The sequence below is a fragment of the Aquimarina mycalae genome (assembly GCF_029906345.1).
GTDB lineage: Bacteria > Bacteroidota > Bacteroidia > Flavobacteriales > Flavobacteriaceae > Aquimarina.
This window is the reverse complement of sequence record NZ_JARYGY010000009.1, coordinates 71113-88844: the sequence shown is the minus strand read 5'-3', so window position 1 is coordinate 88844 and position 17732 is coordinate 71113. Positions and strand designations below refer to the sequence as shown.

The following is a 17732-nucleotide window of genomic DNA, read 5'->3' as shown; positions in this document are numbered from 1 at the left end:
AAGTGGATACCATTTCTTTTTTAGTAATTTAGAAAGCGATAGTTAATCTTAATATAGGTTAGAATGAGAATTTTAGCAATTGTTTTTTTTGTTACACTAGATTGTATGGCTCAAGTAGTGCCAGAGAATCTAGAACATGAATTTTTTCCAAAAAAATTCGACTCCATTGCAAGAATCATTTCATATGAAACTTTTTCTGTCAATGATCAAAAAAATGTAAAATCTATTTCATTTACTCAATCGGAGTATTCAGATGGAAATCTCTTTAGCACCTATGAATCATATAGGAATAAAGATTATGAAGCATCTGTATCTACTTTTTATACTCAAGATTCAAAAAGAATTTATAATGATGGATCCTGTAATTGCGACCGCACTGTTGACACAACATATTTTAGAAAAGAAAACACTAAAAAAGGAAGAATAGACACGTTGTTAATGAAGAAAGGGCTGTATAAGGTAACTAAGGTGAAGAAGAGTGGAGAGAATACTGAAAAATTCATCTATAATAAGAGACATCAGCTTCAAACCTATTATTTCGGAAATTCTTATACAAATTTTAAGTATAAAAAACGATACATCGAATACAGCCATCATCGTGCAGATACTATAGATCAAGGTTATGAACAACGGGAAAAAGAAGGATATGTAGACTTAGGCTATGTCTTTGTAGCCGTTGATCCTTCATTTTATAAACTTATAGAGTATAATAAATTACATCAGATCGTTAAAACATATACTTTAGATAATTTTTTTGAAGAAGAATTGGTAGTAAAGGTTTCTGAGTTTAGCTATAACAAAGAGGGATTACCACTCAAAGAGAGTATTGTTATTTACGAATTTGGAATAGATAATGAAAACGCAAAAAACAATTTAGATATACTATTAAAAAATATAAAGGAAATAGATCAATTGAAAAAGAATTGTCGGCATAAGCGTATTAATGAGACAAGTTATCTATATGATAACAACAAACTGATAACAATAAGTAGTAAAGAGGAGAGCTATTATAATAGAAATGGTGTATTCGAAAAAGAAATATCAGAAGATAATGATATAGGAATAGGACATTTGGAAATTGTAGAGATAGATGATAAAAGAGTAATCAATTATTTTATAAATAATCAATTGTCAGAAGTTCAAGAATTCACATATGATGATTATGATAATATCATTGAAATTCAAAAATACAATTATGATAACGGCAAGAAAGAACTTTATTTAGATATAAAAAGAGAGATCATATACAACAGATCTATTGTACAAAAAAAATAAGTGCTTAGTAATTCGGGAATAAAATTTTCAAAATAATCGCAGTTATCTTTTATATTTTATCTACTAAAGTAACACAAAAAGTACATACTTCTTTAGAGCAACTAATAAGAAAACTTGTTATATAGTTTCTGCTACCTATATGTGGTTGACTGGTGAAAGTTTGAAAACCATAGCATGTATTGAAGTTGAAGAAACTAATCACTTTATATTATTCTTCATGAATTATGTAGGACTTCTTTCTTCTACATTTTAAAAATAAAAAAGTACAATTTTTAGCGTGTTTTTTGTAGCCTTCTTCTTTAAGATCATTTTGATATTTGTATTGTAATTACAACAGATAATTTGTTTAACAACATAAAAAAATAAAAAAATGAATATTAAAGAACAAGCAACACAAATGGACGGAGTCGTAAGCCAAGGAGCAATTGTAGATGCCGTAAAACAATTTTTTGCTAATGATGCAACCACTTCTGATTATAATGGATTAGCCACATCAAATAAGCAACAAATGGTTGAAAAAATGGAAGGTTTTGCAGGAGCAATAGAACAGGTTAACGGTATTACACATCATCATACCCTTGTAGATGGTAATGTATCAGCGTCAGAATTCACCTTTGATTTTAATATGAAAGATGGGAGTAAAATATATTGGCATGAGATTATTCGTCGTATCTGGAATGCAGATGGTAAAGTAATTCAAGAAGAATATTTTAACGCACAATAAATAACAATATTAAAAATTAAAAAGATGAAAAATATAATAACAACAATAGTATTAGCCTTTATAGTAAGTTCAGTAGCAATAGCTCAAGATAACAAAGCAAATAACATAGATAATAGTAATATCGCTTTACAAGGATATAGTCCCGTGTCTTATTTAGATCTGGGAATTGCACAAAAGGGAATAAAAGAGTATAAATCAGAATATCAAAAAGTGGTTTATTACTTTACTTCTGCAGATCAAAAGAAAACTTTTGATAACAACCCGAAAAAATATCAACCTCAATATGGTGGGTTCTGTGCCTTTGGTACATATGCTGGAGCAAAATTTAGACCAGATCCTAATAAATTCATAGTAAAAGACGGGAAATATTTCTTATATCTATATAATTTAGAATTAGATGCACAGCAATTATGGTTGGCAGAAAAAAATCATGATAAGCTGGTCTCAGTAGCCAATAAAAACTGGGTAAAATTGAGTAAGACGCATAATTAATATTGGTAATTTAAAATTATAAAGCAATGAAATTTATAACCAAAAGAATACATGCCTTTTTAGATTATCCTGTTGCTATCGCCTTAATGGTATTACCTTTTTTATTGGGATTAGGCGATTCTAATCCACTAGCTTTACAGCTTTCTGTAGCTACAGGAATAGCAGCATTTATTTTAACACTATTAACGGATCATCATCTAGGAGTGTTTCGTGTAGTTTCTTATAAAATGCACTTAATTGTTGATTTTATGGTTGCAATAGTATTTATTCTAGCTCCTTTTGTTTTTTCATTCGAAGGAATAGATGCATATTACTATTGGATTAACGGTATCGCAGTACTTGTAGTCGTTAGTTTACATAAACCTGAAATGGCAATGTAGTATAAACAAAATATGAAACAGAATATAAATTTATAATAATAAAAACATATCAGTAACTAGTTTTATTGATATGTTTTTTATTTTAGAAAGATGGATAAATTATTAGCCGAAATATCGAGATGTACTGTATGTTCAGATTTCCTAGAACTAGGACCAAGACCTATTGTTTCTGGTTCAATACAAAGTAAGGTAATAATCATTGGCCAGGCACCAGGAAGTATAGTACACAAAACGGGGATTCCTTGGGATGACAAGAGTGGAGAAAACCTAAGAAGATGGCTAGGAGTTAATGAAACGACATTTTATGACCCAGATAAAATAGGGTTGGTTCCAATGGGGTTTTGCTATCCAGGCAAAGGAAAATCTGGTGATTTACCGCCACGAAAAGAGTGTGCACCGTTATGGCATGAACAATTATTACAAAAAATGGAAGGTGTAAAACTTACGATATTAGTGGGTAAATATGCGCAAGATTATTATCTAAGAGATATGACCAAAAGAACGCTTACTGAAACCGTGAAAAATTTTGAAACATATTTACCAAACTATTTTGTACTTCCTCATCCTTCACCTAGAAATAATATTTGGCAGGCTAAAAATGAATGGTTTGGAAAAGAGGTGTTGCCAAAATTAAAAGAAACTATCCTAGAATTAAAATTATGAGAGCATTAGCCTAATAGTTGTTTTTGTTATATTCTTAGATTATAATAATTTAAAAAAATCAAACTTCGTTCTAAGGATGATTATATGTAAATAATTGAAAATCAATATATAGTAAGTTTGTGAATAAATACTATTTTTACATACCTCTATAGTAAGTAAAACTCACAATATGAATTTTCATTACACAAGTCAATTAGAAGAAAGCATTTTTAATCTAACTGATTTTAATTGTGCTTCTTCTCAAAAGTTGCTTCAAAAAAACAATTTATATAAAATTATTTGGGCAAAAGATAATGATGTTCTAATAGTTACAGATGGTTATAAAATTGAACTTAAACATAATCAGGTTATTTTTTGTACGCCTCTTAATATACTGGAAATTGCTATGGGACAAAGAGGTATTATGTCTTTCGTTTTTAATCGAGAGTTTTATTGTATCAGAGACCATGATAAAGAAGTTTCATGTAATGGTTTTTTGTTTTTTGGTTCTTCTTTACCACCCGTAGTTTCTTTAGATGAAAAAGAACAAGAAAGCTTTAAAATGCTGTATTATTTTTTTAGAGAGGAGTTTGAAATACAGGATCATATTCAAGGAGAAATGTTAAGAGTGCTACTCAAAAGGTTATTGATAAAATCTACTAGATTGATTAAAAAGAATATACCGCAACCAACAATTGAAAACGAAAAGATAGATATAATAAGGAGCTTCAATATTCTTGTAGAAAAACATTTTAGAGAAAAACATCTCGTGTCTCATTACGCTGATTTACTTAATAAATCACCAAAAACACTCTCTAATTTATTCAAAAAATATAGTGATAAAACGGCGCTTACCTATATCAATGAACGAATTCTTTTAGAAGCTAAGCGACTTCTGCTATTCTCCGATAAAACTTCTACAGAAATAGCTTATGAACTAGGGTATAAAGAGCCAGCACATTTTTCAAAGTTTTTTAAAAATCAAATAGGATCCAGCCCAATTGAGTTTAAAAAATCTAGCCTTCAGAACAAATAAAAGAAGAATATATAAACAATACGGAATAATCTACATTTTCTAAATCTACCTCTTCAATTAAGTTTACATCGTTAATATACAACGATGTACGATGCTAACTAACCTAACCTCTAACTGGAATAAATACCAAAGAATAAATTTTTATGAGTACAATGATATGGCTGTAACGATATCATTTGATGACTTATATAGTATTGTTTGGATTGAACATTATGATAAAGCTTTAATCAACTTTGAGTATCAAAAACTCAATGGGCACTACCTTATTTTTCTTTGCCCAGAAGAGATTATGACGATTCAAAATTATGCAATGTGTAAAGTAATTACTGTGCCAAATAATTTTGAAATAGTAAAGAGTACTGGTTTTATTCACACATTTGGTAATGTGAAGAAATGTTTTGAATTAGATCCCATAACATTTCATAAAATCAGTGTATTGTTTACAGAGCTAGAACAAGTAGTAGATCATAATAATAATTCAGATAAACTCCCGAAAATACTATCAGAGATTTCGAGCTTGTGTCCAATCCTAACTGGTAGTCCGAATAATCATAATTTGATGCTAGTTTATAGTTTTATAAGCTTGGTGCACAAGCATTATAAAATGCATCATGAGATGTCTTTTTATTCAAAATACCTAACGGCCACACCCAAATATATTTCAGAAAAATTTAATGGACTAGGTATTATGTCTCCTCATGAATTTATTAAAAATAGAATACTTGTAGAGGTTAAACGTCAACTGTTATATACTGATAAAACAGCAAAAACAATTTGTTTTGATGTTGGTTTTAATGACCCAGCTTACTTCGCACGATTCTTTAAAAAAAATATAGGAATGACTTCTCGAGAGTTTAAAGAATTCAATATAGGAGTATTTGAGAAAAAGAAAAATATCCAATAAGATTGTGTGGTCAATAGGTAATTTTGGATACATATTACAAGATGTAACAAACCATTTTTTCATTGCTAACCCCTTCAAACATTGCACTTTTCAGCTAAGTTCACCCTGTTAACTTATAATGATCTATCATCATGCTAAATAACTCAACTTCTAATTGGCATAAAAACCAAAGAATAAACTTTCACGCATACAATGGTATTTCTGTAATCATATCATTTGATGATTTATATAGTATTGTTTGGATTGAACATTATGGAGATATATGCATCAATTTCGAGCATCAAAAACTCAATGGGCACTATCTTATTTTTCTTTGTCCAGAAGAGATTATGACAGTTCAGAATTATGCAATATGTAGAGTAATTACTGTACCAAATAATTTTGAAATAGTAAAGAGTACTGGTTTCATTCACGCGTTTGGTAATGTGAAGAAATGTTTTGAATTAGATACAATAACATTTCATAAAGTTAGTGTATTGTTTACTGAGTTAGAGCAAGAAACAGATCACAATAACAATTCAGATAAGCTCCCCAAAATACTATCAGAGATTTCAAACTTGTGTCCAATTCTGACAGGCACCCCAAATGATCATAGCTTGATGCTTGTGTATAGTTTTATAAGCTTAGTGCATAAGCATTATAAAATGCATCATGAGATGTCTTTCTATTCAAAAAACCTGACCGCTACATCCAAATATATTTCAGAAAAATTTCATGGACTAGGCATTATGTCTCCTCATGAATTTATCAAAAACAGAATACTCGTAGAGGCTAAACGCCAACTATTATATACTGATAAAACCGCTAAAACAATTTGTTTTGATGTTGGTTTTAATGACCCAGCTTACTTTGCAAGGTTCTTTAAAAAAAATACAGGAATGACCTCTAGAGAATTTAAAGAACTCAACAAAGGAGTGTATGAGAAAAAGAAAAATGTCCAATAAGATTGTTAAATCAATAGATAATTTTGAGTAAATGTCACAAAATGCAGTAAATAATTTTATTTCATTGTTATTATCCAGAAACATCCATGATTTGGTTGTTACATATTATGATGAAAGTGTAGAAATAACTTTAAATAAAAACATACAAACCAATAAGAAACTAGCAGGAATGAACTTGCTTTTGCAGACGTTGAGTTATATGCAAATTTTACAATTCAAGGTTGTTGATATAGAACACTCAGACAATAAACTATCGTATACTATTTTTTTGATTACAAAAAACCAAAACAACATAATCGATTTTAGTAAACATCATATCGTAAACACTTGGAAAAATAATTTGATTTACAGGCATAATCACTTAATAACTAATGACTAACATAACTAAATCTAGAAAATGAAACACAAATTTATTTTAGCACTATCGTGTATAATCTTTATATCGCTCACCTCTTGTGATAAGGCAGATAAAGGGTATGGAGACGCTACCTTTTTTACTATTAAAGGAGGTGAATTAGTACGTCCTGTCAATTACCGTAGTTGGATATATGTAGGAACACCAACAACACCTAATGATATGAATAATGGAAAGGCAGCTTTTCCAGAATTTCATAATGTGTACATAGATCCTGTAAGCTATAATTACTGGAAAAAAAATGGAACGTGGAGAGAAGGAACAATATTGGTAAAAGAGCTAGTAAGCGTAGGAACAAAAGCTGCAGTTAGTGGCAACGGTTATTTTATGGGGAAATTTATAGGGCTTGAAGCTACAATTAAGAGTAGCAAACATTTCCCAAATGAACCAGGTAATTGGGCTTATTATAGTTTTTCTAATCCAGAAGGTGGTGATTTAAAAGATAAGGCTACTGCATTTAAAACCAATCAATGTAATGGATGTCATGCGGCCAGTGCAAAAGATGATTTTGTTTTTACACAACACTATCCTGTTTTGAGAGCTGCTAAAGGAGTTGGTTTAGCCACACCAGAGAATAACTCCAAACGTAGTAAACCATTAGTAAAAGAAGTAAGTCAATGGGATCCAACTGCACCTACTCCAGAAGGTTTAGATATAGGAATTCCTTTAGATAAAGAAGGTCTTTTTGCTTATTTATCTTCAAAAAAATATCAAGAATTTAAAACTCAGGAGAAAGAGAAACATTCATCATTAGGACCACATACACAAATTGGCCTTCCAGTTAAAGTATATATGAATGATGCTATAGCAAGTTCTTTAGCACAAAATAAAGATGAACATCCTATAGGTGCCGTGATTGTAAAAGAAATGTTTGATGCCAAAGGAGCACTTTCTGGATGGGCGGTTATGGCAAAAACACAAGAAGGAACAGAAGAAGGTAAAGGCTGGTTTTGGTATGAAGTTACCAGTGCCGAAGATGCTAATGCAATTGCAGCGATGGGAAATGGAGTTGTAGGTTGTATAAGCTGTCATAATATTGGAGGAAACAAAGATATGGTGAGAACTGCTTTTCCATTTCAGAACTAAATAACTAACTATAAAATATACTAAAAATGAAACGTAACTTTTTTTTAATACTCATAGTAATAAGTGTTTTGTCTTCCTGCAATACTGCTGATCAGGGATATGGAAATGCCACATTTTTCACCATTAAAGGAGGAGAACTTGTACGTCCAACAGATTATAGAAGTTGGGTATATGTAGGTACTCCGTTAACGCCTAATGATATGAACAACGGAAAAGCAGCCTTTCCAGAATTTCATAATGTATATATCGATCCAGTAAGTTATGACTATTGGAAAGAGCACGGAACCTGGAGAGATGGAACCATTTTAGTTAAAGAACTAGTAAGCGTAGGAACAAAAGCTGCCGTTAGTGGTAATGGTTACTTTATGGGAGAATTTATAGGATTAGAAGCTACCATAAAAAGTAGTGAGCATTTTTCTAATGAGCCAGGTAATTGGGCATATTATAGCTTTACCAATCCTAAAGGAGAAAACTTAAAAGATACTGCAACACCTTTTAAAACTAAGGATTGTAACGCATGCCATGCTACAAGTGCTAAAGATGATTTTGTGTTTACGCAGCATTATCCTGTATTGACTGCTGCAAAAAATGCAGGAAAAGTGGTAGTACCAGAGAATTCTGCGAAACGTTAATGATATACTGAATGTGTCATATGTATTCAGTGCTTTTTGATTTTTATTACTAACACAAATTCATCTCAGAACAACCCCTATTATATAAATGTTGACATATTATTTTTAGGGGTTGTTTTATGCTAAAAAACCATGAAAAAATTAAAACAACGATGGAATATCAAATCTAATTTTCAATTGATCATGATACTTCTTGTATTTACAATAAATGGTTCTCTATCGGTATTGATGGCAAAACCAATTATAAAGTATTTAGGAATATCAAGTGAGACTACAAACCCTTTTGTGTTCTGGACAGTTCGCATTGTATTAATGTTTGTGTTATATCAAATTCTTTTAGTGATTATTGGTACACTGCTAGGTCAACATAAATTCTTTTGGAATATGGAAAAGAAGATGCTTTCCAGAATTGGAATAAAAAAAATCCAATAGATCATGAGAAGAATCTATATATTAAAGAAACCCACCTTGTTTTTAATACTATGTTTCTTCTTTTTAATATTGACTACAAGAGCGCAAGAAAAAGAACCTGGATTAGAACTGGTAGTTTCTGGATTGGTGATGTATACTCCAAAAGAAGAACTATTTGACGCATCCACAGAAATTCATTTAACCTATTGGGTGTCTCATAGATGGGCATTTGGTATTGGATATACATTAATATTTGAAGAAGAAAATACTGTTGGTCATGAAATAGCTGGACTGACTAGTTATAAACCAAGTCATTTTTTGACAGTTAATTTCGGACCAAGTTTTTCTATTCCTAATTCAGAAAGAGATCTTGAAGTAGCTGCATATATTGAATCTGAGTTTAATTTTAAAATAGGTGAGTTCCATGTAGGACCATTGATAGGAACACTTATTGGAGAAGAGTTTAGATTGTTTTCTGGAATACATTTGGGATATGATTTCTAAACGTACGGCAGTATAGGAATAGATGTTTTGAGGTTTAGGTAATTAAAGGAAAAAAATACAATTACTAAGGTAGTATGTATATAACCAAAAGGTAGCTGTTACCATAACTTTGCATAAAATTTAAATCTAAACTGAAAGGAGATAAGGTATGATTACTTGGAAAGATGTAATTAGTTTTTCTGTAAATGGAAATCCAAAGCCTAGCAGAAGAGTAGAAAAAAGTGACAAGGAGTGGAGAGCGATATTGACTCCAGAGCAATTTAGAATTACTCGTAACAAAGGAACAGAGTTGCCACATAGCGGAGCTTTGTGTAGTATTTTTGATAAAGGGCATTACAACTGTATTTGCTGTGAACAACCTTTGTTTGATTCTACTATTAAGTTTGGCTCTGGTAGTGGTTGGCCAAGTTTTACACAGCCAATTCAAACAAATGCTATTAAGTACAGTAAGGATACATCACTTGGGATGACTAGAGTCGAAGTATTGTGTAATACTTGTGATGCGCATTTAGGTCATGTATTCCCTGATGGTCCAGAACCTAGTGGATTACGATATTGTATAAACTCTGAATCAATACAAATAGAAAGGACAAATGATGAACAATAAAAAATTAGACATAGCTACATTGGGAGGTGGATGTTTTTGGTGCATCGAAGCAGTTTTTCAAGAAATAGAAGGAGTAACTAAGGTTGTTTCTGGGTATAGTGGAGGAAACGCACCAGGAAAGCCTACATATAGAGAAATATGTTCTGGTCTAACGGGTCATGCAGAAGTAGTACAAATTAGTTATGATCCAACGATAATATCTTATGAAGAGATACTTGTGATTTTCATGACTAGCCATGATCCTACAACCTTAAATCGTCAAGGTGCAGATCAAGGAACTCAATATCGTTCTGTAATTTATTATCATAATGAACAACAAAAAGAAATTGCTGAGGTAGTAGTTAAAGAAATTGCTCCGTATTATGATGATCCTATAGTTACAGAGATCAGTCATCTAGATATTTTTTATGAAGCCGAAGAGCAACACCAGGAATATTATAGAAATAATCAGAATCAAGGATATTGTAGGGTTGTGATAGCTCCAAAATTGTCAAAGTTAAGAGAAATGCATGCAGATAAGTTAAAGAAAACAAGTGTTTAACTATATAAAAACAAATACAATGAAAAATGCAATTTTATACTTAGGAACAATACTATTATTTGGATTTACAACCGATACATCGGTTGCATCGATACCTACTGAAGATGTAATAGCTACCAGAAATAAGATGACGACGGATATTGATGAATTAAACCAGATTATCCAGAAGAAAGTACAAAAAGCGGAGCAGTTAGAGGCTCAGGCAATTTTGTTATTAGAAAAAGATGGTAACTCAGAGGAAGGTTTGAAATTTGTAGAACAGGCTAAATTGCAGCGCATGATGACCTTAAAGTATAGAGCAGCAATAGCTTGTAAAACTCTTTTCTCAGAATAGGTATAGTTAAAATTAACCTTCTTTCTGAATAATTTACTGTCTAGGTTTTTTTAACCTCAAAGCCTGTTTGTGAATGGTGCAAACAGGTTTTGCTTTTTATTAAATTAAAAAAAGTTGAAGATTAGGAGTTATACGCTGAAATTCATTGGTTCGAGTTTCACTTTAGCTACAAATAATAACCTCTTTATAAGAGTTTTCGAATCAAGTCTAATTTTCATAGTTTTACAAAGCATATGTTGTTATTCTAGCTATGGATTTTCCTTTCGCTTTTAGTCAAAAAAGTTCTTTATTACTAATATTCTTTTTTCACGGAATAATCTTTTCTCTTTTATTATTGAGAAAAGGAATAATTCATAATAATAAAGCTAGTAGATGGCTCAGTTTATTGTTGTTTTTATATGCAATGTATATTACACCTTATATGTTAGGGTATGCAAATTGGTACGCAGAGAAAATAACAAAAGAAATCTTATTCTTCATTCCCTTTATGCAGGTTTTATTAATAGGACCTGTGGTTTATTTTTATACGAAGAGTTTATTAAACACATCTTTTAAACTTATTCAAAAAGATTGGTTACACTTTGTTCCAGCCCTTTTATACCTTATTTATAGCCTCATTGTTTTTGTAATCGATAAAATAGTCTTAGATGACTATTATTTTTATGCTGATGATAGAGATAAAGATTTAGCAAATTGGTATCAGGCAACAGGTTTAATCTCCATGACCTTATATTTAGCCTTAAGCCTTCGTTATTATTTTAATTATAAAAAGTTAGTTTTTGATAAAGTGAGTTATGCTGAAACGCTTTTATTCAAATGGATTCGTAATTTTATGGTTGCGTTTTTAGGGATTCTAATTTTAAGGGTTTTATTTTTTATACTTAATCCTGATTGGGGTGAGTTTGGAAGTCAATTTTGGCATTATATTTCATTTTCCTTTGTCTTTTACTATATCGCCGTAACTGGTTATGGTAACATTATAAAGCAAATTACTTTGTCAGGTGAAAAACTAAAAATTATAAATGTTTTTGAGAATGAAATTTTAGCTCCAAAAAATACGCATAAAACAATTGATACTGAACAAAATGTGCTCCTTTGGAAAGATAAACTTTCAAAATTAATGATTGAAAGGCGTCTGTTTGAAAACCCACGCCTTACACTTGCAGATGTTGCTAATGAATTAGAAACTACTACAAAAACAATATCTTCTGTTGTAAATTCGGGATTTAAAATGAACTTTAACGATTTTGTTAACTACTATAGAATACAAGCTATAAAAGAAAAATTAGATAAAGGCGAACAAAACTCCTCTACACTTCTGGGAATAGCTCTGGATTGTGGTTTTAATAGTAAGGCTACATTTAACAGAGCTTTTAAAAAGAGTACTTCCTTAACACCTAAAGATTATTTAGAAAAAATAAGAAAAGAATAGGTCTCAAATCAAGATTTGAAGCGTTTGACGTTGTATTTACCATGACTTTTGTATTAAATAAAATGAGTCATGAAAAAAATAATTGTACCAATTGTTTTCCTTATTTCAGTTTCACTGGTTGCTCAAAAGCAAATACAAGAGATAGATTCTATAATTAATTCTAAATTATCAGATGATGATCCTGGTTTATTTGTAGGTGTAATAAAAAAAGGTAAAATTATATACGAAGGTTATAAAGGTCTGGCTAATTTGCAGCACAAAGTGAAAATAGATGTCAATTCACGTTCAAACATAGCGTCAACGGCAAAGCAATTTACAGCACTAATGACTTTAAATTTAGCGCTAGAACAAGAGTTAAACTTAGAAGATGATATTAGAAAATATTTACCCCAATTATATCCTAATGTAAAAGATAAAATTAAAATAAGACATCTGTTGAATCATTCTAGCGGCATTAGGGACTATGTTGACTTAATGAGTATTCAACAAAAACCTTGGTGGAAGCAAATAGGAATGGATAATGATGATGTTGTAGATAATTTACTCGCTGTACAGGAAGATTTAGCATTTAAACCAGGCTCAAGATACATGTATAGTAATTCTGGTTATACTTTATTAACTAAAATTATTGAAGTTGTTTCTGATAAAAAGTTTCATGAATATTCAGAAAAGTTCTTCAAAAATTTAGGAATGAAAAACACTACATTTCTTAAAAATTATATGCACGTTATACCGTATCAAGCCTTGCCTTATTCTGATTGGGGAAATGGTGTTTGGCAGCAATATCCAATGATGACAAATCTCTATGGTGATGGATTTTTATTTACAACCTTAAAAGATCAATTAATTTTCGAACAGGCCATACAAAATGCACAATTCAACAATAATCAATTATTGATAGAGAGTCAACTACCCATTCCTAATAGTGAAATCACAACATATGGCTTTGGTTTAGAGCTAGAAGATCGACTAAACTATAAGGCTGTTCATCATTCTGGAAGCACAGGTTCTTATCACTCGCAAACTATTCGCTTTCCAGAAGAAGAGCTAACTATTTTTGTAATGAGCAATAATAGCAAACTCTGGAGTGGAGCTATAGCAGATGAAATTGCAAAGCTATTTCTTCCTAAAAAAGAAGTTGAGTTTTCTTATGATGAACGATTAGAGACTGTCTCAAACAATTTACAAAAATACCAATTGCTAGGACAATATTTATCACCTGATAATTACTTAATTCGTATTGAAGAAAAAGATGGGAAATTTACTTGGAGAAATGGTAACAACAACCCAATCGAACTTAGTAAAGAAAAACAAAATCTTTATAGTATATCTTATAATCATAAACTTAAAATTGGATTTTTTGATACAGAAATGATATTGTTCTATCCAACAGGAAAATCAATAGTATATGCTAAGTTACCCAATGAGGAAGTCACGCTCGCGGATTTAGAAAGTTATGTTGGTCAATATTACAGTAAGGAATTAGATGTTCGATTCTCTATAAATTATAAAAACGAGAAATTATCTATTTCTTTAAATGGATTCAATCAAGCTGAAGATCTGGAAGTTTTAAACAAAAATGAGCTTTTAGTTTTTGACTATATCTTAAAAATAGAACGGGACAAGTTTAATAGAGTTACAGGGATTCTTCTAACAACAAATCGAGTATTAAATAATAAATTTATCAAAAAATAAATTTACATGTCTTATAAGTAACATTAAGAAATAAAGTTAAATTACGTTCATATTTTAATGAAATAATTTCTATTTTGAAGTATGAATATTGAATTGACCTTTTTATCAATTATAGAAATTCTTACATTTTCTGCGGCTTTCATGTTAGGTCTTCTTTTTTTTACTATGAAGTCTGCAAATAAAAAAGCTAATATTTTTCTGGGATTATTCTTATGGCTACTAGCAATTAGTATTCTTTTGAGATTGATAGATTATGAAATAGATGAAGATAGTATTGTTAATCGAATACTGTTTTTGATGTTTTTATGTATACCGTTTCTTTTGTACATGTATACGTATCAAACTATTAACAAACCGTATATAAAAACCCTCACATTCATATTTTTACCAATAGTTTTAATCGATTTAACGCTGATTTTTGCTGTAAATAAAGAAATAGGTTTTTTGATCCTTGATTTAATTCATTTTCCAGTTGAAATTGTATTGTATGTTTTAATCCTTAGAAAAACGAAAAGAATTGTTTCAGAATTAAATAGCTTCTATTCCGATCTAGAGAATAAAAGATTAACCTGGATAAAAGCCATTGTGTATATAAGCCTTGCATTTATTTTATTTGATATTATTGAAGTTGTTCTGGATCTAGATGAAGAAACGATAGAACCTTTTTTTCATATAAGTTCAGTTGTACTTGCATTTATAATGGTATACTGGATTGCGTATAATGGATTTTCTCAATCAGAGGTATTTAAAGCATCACTTTTTTCAGATGATTTAAAGAATGAATCTTTAGAAATTTCGAATACAGATTTGACTGTTGAAGAAAATGACATTGAAAAAGAACGTTTTAATATAATTAAAGATAGTATCGCAAAGGAAAAATTATTTACCAATGCAAATTTAAATTTGCGAACACTTTCAGAATCACTTCAGCTTAAAGAAAAAGAGCTTTCAAAACTTATCAATACCTATTCCGGTACCAGTTTTTATCATTTTATCAATGGTTTTCGGATTCAGGAATTCAAAAGATTGATGAAAACTCCGAAAGCAAAACAATTATCTATTTTAGGACTAGCTGAAGAAGCTGGTTTTTCTTCTAAATCAACATTTTATAGTGTTTTTAAGACGATTGAAGGGATGACCCCTAAACAGTATGAATTATCTATAAAAAAGTCCGAATAGAAGCAACTGGACTTGTTGTGTGAAACAAGACCTGAATACCACTGTTATTTTGTATGTACTTAATCTATAAATGCATACAATCTATGAAATACCTATTATTAATTTTTGCTCTTTTTTCTACCTTTTTTATTATGCAAGCTCAATCGTATAGTATAAGTGGTACAATTAGAGATAGTACTACTGGAGAAACATTACTTGGAGCCACCATTTATGATAATACATCAAATAAAGGAGTCGTAACCAATGAGTATGGATTTTTCTCACTTACCTTAGAATCAGGGAAACATACATTGATTATTTCTTACCTAAGTTATGAAGATGTTATCCAGGAGATTGATCTATTAGAAAGTAAAAAAATAAATATCGAGTTAAAACCAGTGAGTAATTACCTGGATGAAGTAGTAATTACTACAAGTAAGAACACTAAAAGTCAAACAGCAACTATTATTGCGGGTTCTGTAAATTTAAAACCACAGGACATAAAAAAATTGCCCGCATTGCTAGGAGAACCAGATGTGACCAGAGCAATTTTAACACAAGCAGGAATATCTTCTGTTGGCGAAGGAACTTCGGGATTTAATGTAAGGGGTGGTAATATAGACCAAAACCTTATTCTTTTGGATGAGGCACCAATATATAACTCGTCGCATGTATGGGGATTCTTTTCCATTTTTAACGCGGATGCTATTAAAGATACTAAATTGTATAAAGGAGGAATCCCTGCAAGATACGGAGGACGAGCTTCTTCTGTACTAGATATTAGACAACGAGAGGGTAGTAATAAACAGTTTAAAGCAGAAGGAGGATTAGGGCTTTTGTTCTCCAGATTAACCCTAGAAGGACCTATAAAGAAAAACAAAGTAACCTACCTGGTGTCTGGAAGACGTTCTTATTTTGATTTAGTTTTTCCGCTTATAAAAAATTTAAAAGGAAATAAGGTGTACTTCTATGATTTAAACGCCAAACTTTCTTGGGATATCAATGAAAAAAATAAACTGTTTGCTTCGGGATATTTTGGTGCTGATGTAATGAAACTAAAGTTTAATGATACCGAAGAAGATCAAAATGATGCAAATTCACAGAACACCAATGAAAGTATTAATTTTTCATGGAAGAATAGTACAGCTACACTAAGATGGAATCATATTTTTTCTGAAAGGTTGTTTATGAATGTGTCTGGGATTTTTAGCCGTTATAACTATTCTTTATCTTCAGAGAATAGTAGCGGAGGACCAGCTGGATCAGCAAGTAATTTCACTTGGAAATCTGCCGTAGAAAACTGGATAGTAAAACCTGATTTTACTTTTTTTCAGAATTCAGATACAAAAATTCGCTTCGGTATCAATAATACATTATATCGTTTTACTCCAGCCAAAATAACTGGAGATAACAATACTGTAAATACAGTAAATTTTGGTACTGAGAAGGGATTGGAGATAGCACCATATCTATCTTATGAGAAAAAGTTGAATAAATTTTCAGCAAACATTGGACTTAGGTATTCGTGGTTTGGGAATTTAGGTCCATACAGAGTTTCATTTTATGATCCAGAAGCTCCGATGACTATAAGCAGTATTACTGGATCAAAACAATATAAAAGTAATGAGGTTATCAAGAGTTATGATGGTTTTGAACCTCGTTTGGCTTTAAAATATGATATAGACAAAAGAAAGGCAATCAAGCTTGGATATAATAGAATGTTTCAATATGTTCATCTGATTTCAAATACATTTTCTACGCTTCCTTTTGATATATGGAAACCAGCTGGATATCATATAAAACCTTTAGAGGTGAACCAGATTTCTGCAGGATATGCCTATGATACCTCAGAGAGGAGGTATAATTTTTCTATAGAAGGATATTATAAAACTTTCAAGAATCTGGTAGAATATAAAAATGGAGCAGATTTATTCTTAAATGAAAATCTGGAAACACAATTATTGTCTGCAAAAGGATATTCATACGGATTAGAGTTAAGTGCTTACAAAACAAAAGGAAGATTTACTGGGAATGCTAACTATACATATTCTGTCACCAAAAGAAAGACAACAAGTAGGTTCGATACAGAGAATATAAATAATGGAAATTATTATCCATCAAACTATGATCGACCTCATATTTTTAATGTTACCTCAAATTATTCTCTATCAAAAAAATGGAGTGTTGGTGCTTTTTTTACATATCAAACAGGAAGACCAACTACTTATGCAACTGGTAAATTTGAAATCGATGGAAACCAATTTTTTACGTATTCTGATAGGAATGCATTTCGATTAAAACCCATACACAGATTAGACCTCTCTTTTACATACACTCCCAGAAAAAAAGAAAATAGAAGATGGAGTAGTAGCTGGGTATTTGGTGTATACAATGTATATAGTCATAAAAATCCATTCTCTGTGTATTCTACTATAAGAAACAACCAGCTAAGAACATTTCAGTATTCAGTAGTTGGTGCGCCAATACCTTTCATAACCTATAACTTTAAATTTTAATACC

At 30.8% G+C, this 17732-nt stretch carries 20 protein-coding genes; all 20 read left to right on the top strand.

What is annotated here, in order from left to right:
• Positions 1-63: 63 nt before the first annotated feature.
• The 20 genes from QBK95_RS20015 (at position 64) to QBK95_RS19920 (ending at position 17728) form a co-directional block, all read left to right on the top strand.
• Entirely contained in the window at positions 64-1275 is a 1212-nt protein-coding gene (locus tag QBK95_RS20015; protein WP_280936333.1) for a hypothetical protein, read from the top strand.
• Between the two features lie 370 nt (positions 1276-1645).
• Entirely contained in the window at positions 1646-1999 is a 354-nt protein-coding gene (locus QBK95_RS20010) for a hypothetical protein (RefSeq protein ID WP_280936332.1), read from the top strand.
• A 24-nt stretch (positions 2000-2023) separates the two neighbouring features.
• On the top strand, positions 2024-2491 hold the full coding sequence (locus tag QBK95_RS20005; RefSeq protein ID WP_280936331.1) for a YHS domain-containing (seleno)protein: 468 nt from the start codon (positions 2024-2026) through the stop codon (positions 2489-2491).
• Between the two features lie 26 nt (positions 2492-2517).
• Positions 2518-2871 carry an SPW repeat domain-containing protein gene (locus QBK95_RS20000; protein ID WP_280936330.1) on the top strand — a complete coding sequence of 118 codons (354 nt, stop codon included), beginning with the start codon at positions 2518-2520 and terminating at the stop codon, positions 2869-2871.
• Between the two features lie 90 nt (positions 2872-2961).
• Entirely contained in the window at positions 2962-3534 is a 573-nt protein-coding gene (locus tag QBK95_RS19995) for a uracil-DNA glycosylase family protein (protein WP_280936329.1), read from the top strand.
• Positions 3535-3703: 169 nt separating this feature from the next.
• The gene (locus QBK95_RS19990; protein ID WP_280936328.1) at positions 3704-4549 is read left to right on the top strand and encodes a helix-turn-helix domain-containing protein; all 846 of its coding nucleotides are present in this window, start codon (positions 3704-3706) and stop codon (positions 4547-4549) included.
• A 91-nt stretch (positions 4550-4640) separates the two neighbouring features.
• A complete protein-coding gene (locus tag QBK95_RS19985) occupies positions 4641-5453 on the top strand; it encodes a helix-turn-helix domain-containing protein (RefSeq protein WP_280936327.1) in 813 nt (270 codons plus the stop codon).
• A 131-nt stretch (positions 5454-5584) separates the two neighbouring features.
• Complete coding sequence (locus tag QBK95_RS19980; protein ID WP_280936326.1) at positions 5585-6397, top strand: helix-turn-helix domain-containing protein; 813 nt, start codon at positions 5585-5587, stop codon at positions 6395-6397.
• A gap of 31 nt (positions 6398-6428) precedes the next feature.
• Positions 6429-6776: a hypothetical protein gene (locus QBK95_RS19975; protein ID WP_280936325.1), complete on the top strand. Its 348-nt coding sequence runs from the start codon at positions 6429-6431 to the stop codon at positions 6774-6776.
• 18 nt (positions 6777-6794) lie between these two features.
• Positions 6795-7898 (top strand): cytochrome P460 family protein, encoded by a 1104-nt coding sequence (locus tag QBK95_RS19970; RefSeq protein ID WP_280936324.1) that lies wholly within the window; start codon positions 6795-6797, stop codon positions 7896-7898.
• Between the two features lie 26 nt (positions 7899-7924).
• On the top strand, positions 7925-8530 hold the full coding sequence (locus QBK95_RS19965) for a cytochrome P460 family protein (protein WP_280936323.1): 606 nt from the start codon (positions 7925-7927) through the stop codon (positions 8528-8530).
• Between the two features lie 132 nt (positions 8531-8662).
• Positions 8663-8962 (top strand): DUF6787 family protein, encoded by a 300-nt coding sequence (locus QBK95_RS19960; protein ID WP_280936322.1) that lies wholly within the window; start codon positions 8663-8665, stop codon positions 8960-8962.
• A 3-nt stretch (positions 8963-8965) separates the two neighbouring features.
• The gene (locus tag QBK95_RS19955) at positions 8966-9445 is read left to right on the top strand and encodes a hypothetical protein (protein ID WP_280936321.1); all 480 of its coding nucleotides are present in this window, start codon (positions 8966-8968) and stop codon (positions 9443-9445) included.
• A gap of 148 nt (positions 9446-9593) precedes the next feature.
• Entirely contained in the window at positions 9594-10052 is a 459-nt protein-coding gene (msrB, locus tag QBK95_RS19950; protein ID WP_280936320.1) for a peptide-methionine (R)-S-oxide reductase MsrB, read from the top strand.
• Positions 10042-10593 carry a peptide-methionine (S)-S-oxide reductase MsrA gene (msrA, locus tag QBK95_RS19945; RefSeq protein WP_280936431.1) on the top strand — a complete coding sequence of 184 codons (552 nt, stop codon included), beginning with the start codon at positions 10042-10044 and terminating at the stop codon, positions 10591-10593. Before msrB ends, msrA begins: the two co-directional genes overlap by 11 nt.
• A gap of 19 nt (positions 10594-10612) precedes the next feature.
• Complete coding sequence (locus QBK95_RS19940) at positions 10613-10927, top strand: hypothetical protein (RefSeq protein WP_280936319.1); 315 nt, start codon at positions 10613-10615, stop codon at positions 10925-10927.
• Between the two features lie 250 nt (positions 10928-11177).
• Positions 11178-12359, top strand: coding sequence for a helix-turn-helix domain-containing protein (locus tag QBK95_RS19935; RefSeq protein WP_280936318.1), 1182 nt, complete (start codon positions 11178-11180; stop codon positions 12357-12359).
• Between the two features lie 69 nt (positions 12360-12428).
• Positions 12429-14054 (top strand): serine hydrolase domain-containing protein, encoded by a 1626-nt coding sequence (locus QBK95_RS19930; protein ID WP_280936317.1) that lies wholly within the window; start codon positions 12429-12431, stop codon positions 14052-14054.
• 81 nt (positions 14055-14135) lie between these two features.
• Positions 14136-15233 carry a helix-turn-helix domain-containing protein gene (locus QBK95_RS19925; RefSeq protein WP_280936316.1) on the top strand — a complete coding sequence of 366 codons (1098 nt, stop codon included), beginning with the start codon at positions 14136-14138 and terminating at the stop codon, positions 15231-15233.
• Positions 15234-15316: 83 nt separating this feature from the next.
• A complete protein-coding gene (locus QBK95_RS19920; protein ID WP_280936315.1) occupies positions 15317-17728 on the top strand; it encodes a TonB-dependent receptor in 2412 nt (803 codons plus the stop codon).
• Positions 17729-17732: the final 4 nt, after the last annotated feature.

Coding starts and splice junctions, on each gene's coding strand:
- QBK95_RS20015 (WP_280936333.1), top strand. CDS start 64: ATGAGAATTTTAGCAATTGTTTTTTTTGTTACACTAGATTGTATGGCT.
- QBK95_RS20010 (WP_280936332.1), top strand. CDS start 1,646: ATGAATATTAAAGAACAAGCAACACAAATGGACGGAGTCGTAAGCCAA.
- QBK95_RS20005 (WP_280936331.1), top strand. CDS start 2,024: ATGAAAAATATAATAACAACAATAGTATTAGCCTTTATAGTAAGTTCA.
- QBK95_RS20000 (WP_280936330.1), top strand. CDS start 2,518: ATGAAATTTATAACCAAAAGAATACATGCCTTTTTAGATTATCCTGTT.
- QBK95_RS19995 (WP_280936329.1), top strand. CDS start 2,962: ATGGATAAATTATTAGCCGAAATATCGAGATGTACTGTATGTTCAGAT.
- QBK95_RS19990 (WP_280936328.1), top strand. CDS start 3,704: ATGAATTTTCATTACACAAGTCAATTAGAAGAAAGCATTTTTAATCTA.
- QBK95_RS19985 (WP_280936327.1), top strand. CDS start 4,641: ATGCTAACTAACCTAACCTCTAACTGGAATAAATACCAAAGAATAAAT.
- QBK95_RS19980 (WP_280936326.1), top strand. CDS start 5,585: ATGCTAAATAACTCAACTTCTAATTGGCATAAAAACCAAAGAATAAAC.
- QBK95_RS19975 (WP_280936325.1), top strand. CDS start 6,429: ATGTCACAAAATGCAGTAAATAATTTTATTTCATTGTTATTATCCAGA.
- QBK95_RS19970 (WP_280936324.1), top strand. CDS start 6,795: ATGAAACACAAATTTATTTTAGCACTATCGTGTATAATCTTTATATCG.
- QBK95_RS19965 (WP_280936323.1), top strand. CDS start 7,925: ATGAAACGTAACTTTTTTTTAATACTCATAGTAATAAGTGTTTTGTCT.
- QBK95_RS19960 (WP_280936322.1), top strand. CDS start 8,663: ATGAAAAAATTAAAACAACGATGGAATATCAAATCTAATTTTCAATTG.
- QBK95_RS19955 (WP_280936321.1), top strand. CDS start 8,966: ATGAGAAGAATCTATATATTAAAGAAACCCACCTTGTTTTTAATACTA.
- msrB (WP_280936320.1), top strand. CDS start 9,594: ATGATTACTTGGAAAGATGTAATTAGTTTTTCTGTAAATGGAAATCCA.
- msrA (WP_280936431.1), top strand. CDS start 10,042: ATGAACAATAAAAAATTAGACATAGCTACATTGGGAGGTGGATGTTTT.
- QBK95_RS19940 (WP_280936319.1), top strand. CDS start 10,613: ATGAAAAATGCAATTTTATACTTAGGAACAATACTATTATTTGGATTT.
- QBK95_RS19935 (WP_280936318.1), top strand. CDS start 11,178: ATGGATTTTCCTTTCGCTTTTAGTCAAAAAAGTTCTTTATTACTAATA.
- QBK95_RS19930 (WP_280936317.1), top strand. CDS start 12,429: ATGAAAAAAATAATTGTACCAATTGTTTTCCTTATTTCAGTTTCACTG.
- QBK95_RS19925 (WP_280936316.1), top strand. CDS start 14,136: ATGAATATTGAATTGACCTTTTTATCAATTATAGAAATTCTTACATTT.
- QBK95_RS19920 (WP_280936315.1), top strand. CDS start 15,317: ATGAAATACCTATTATTAATTTTTGCTCTTTTTTCTACCTTTTTTATT.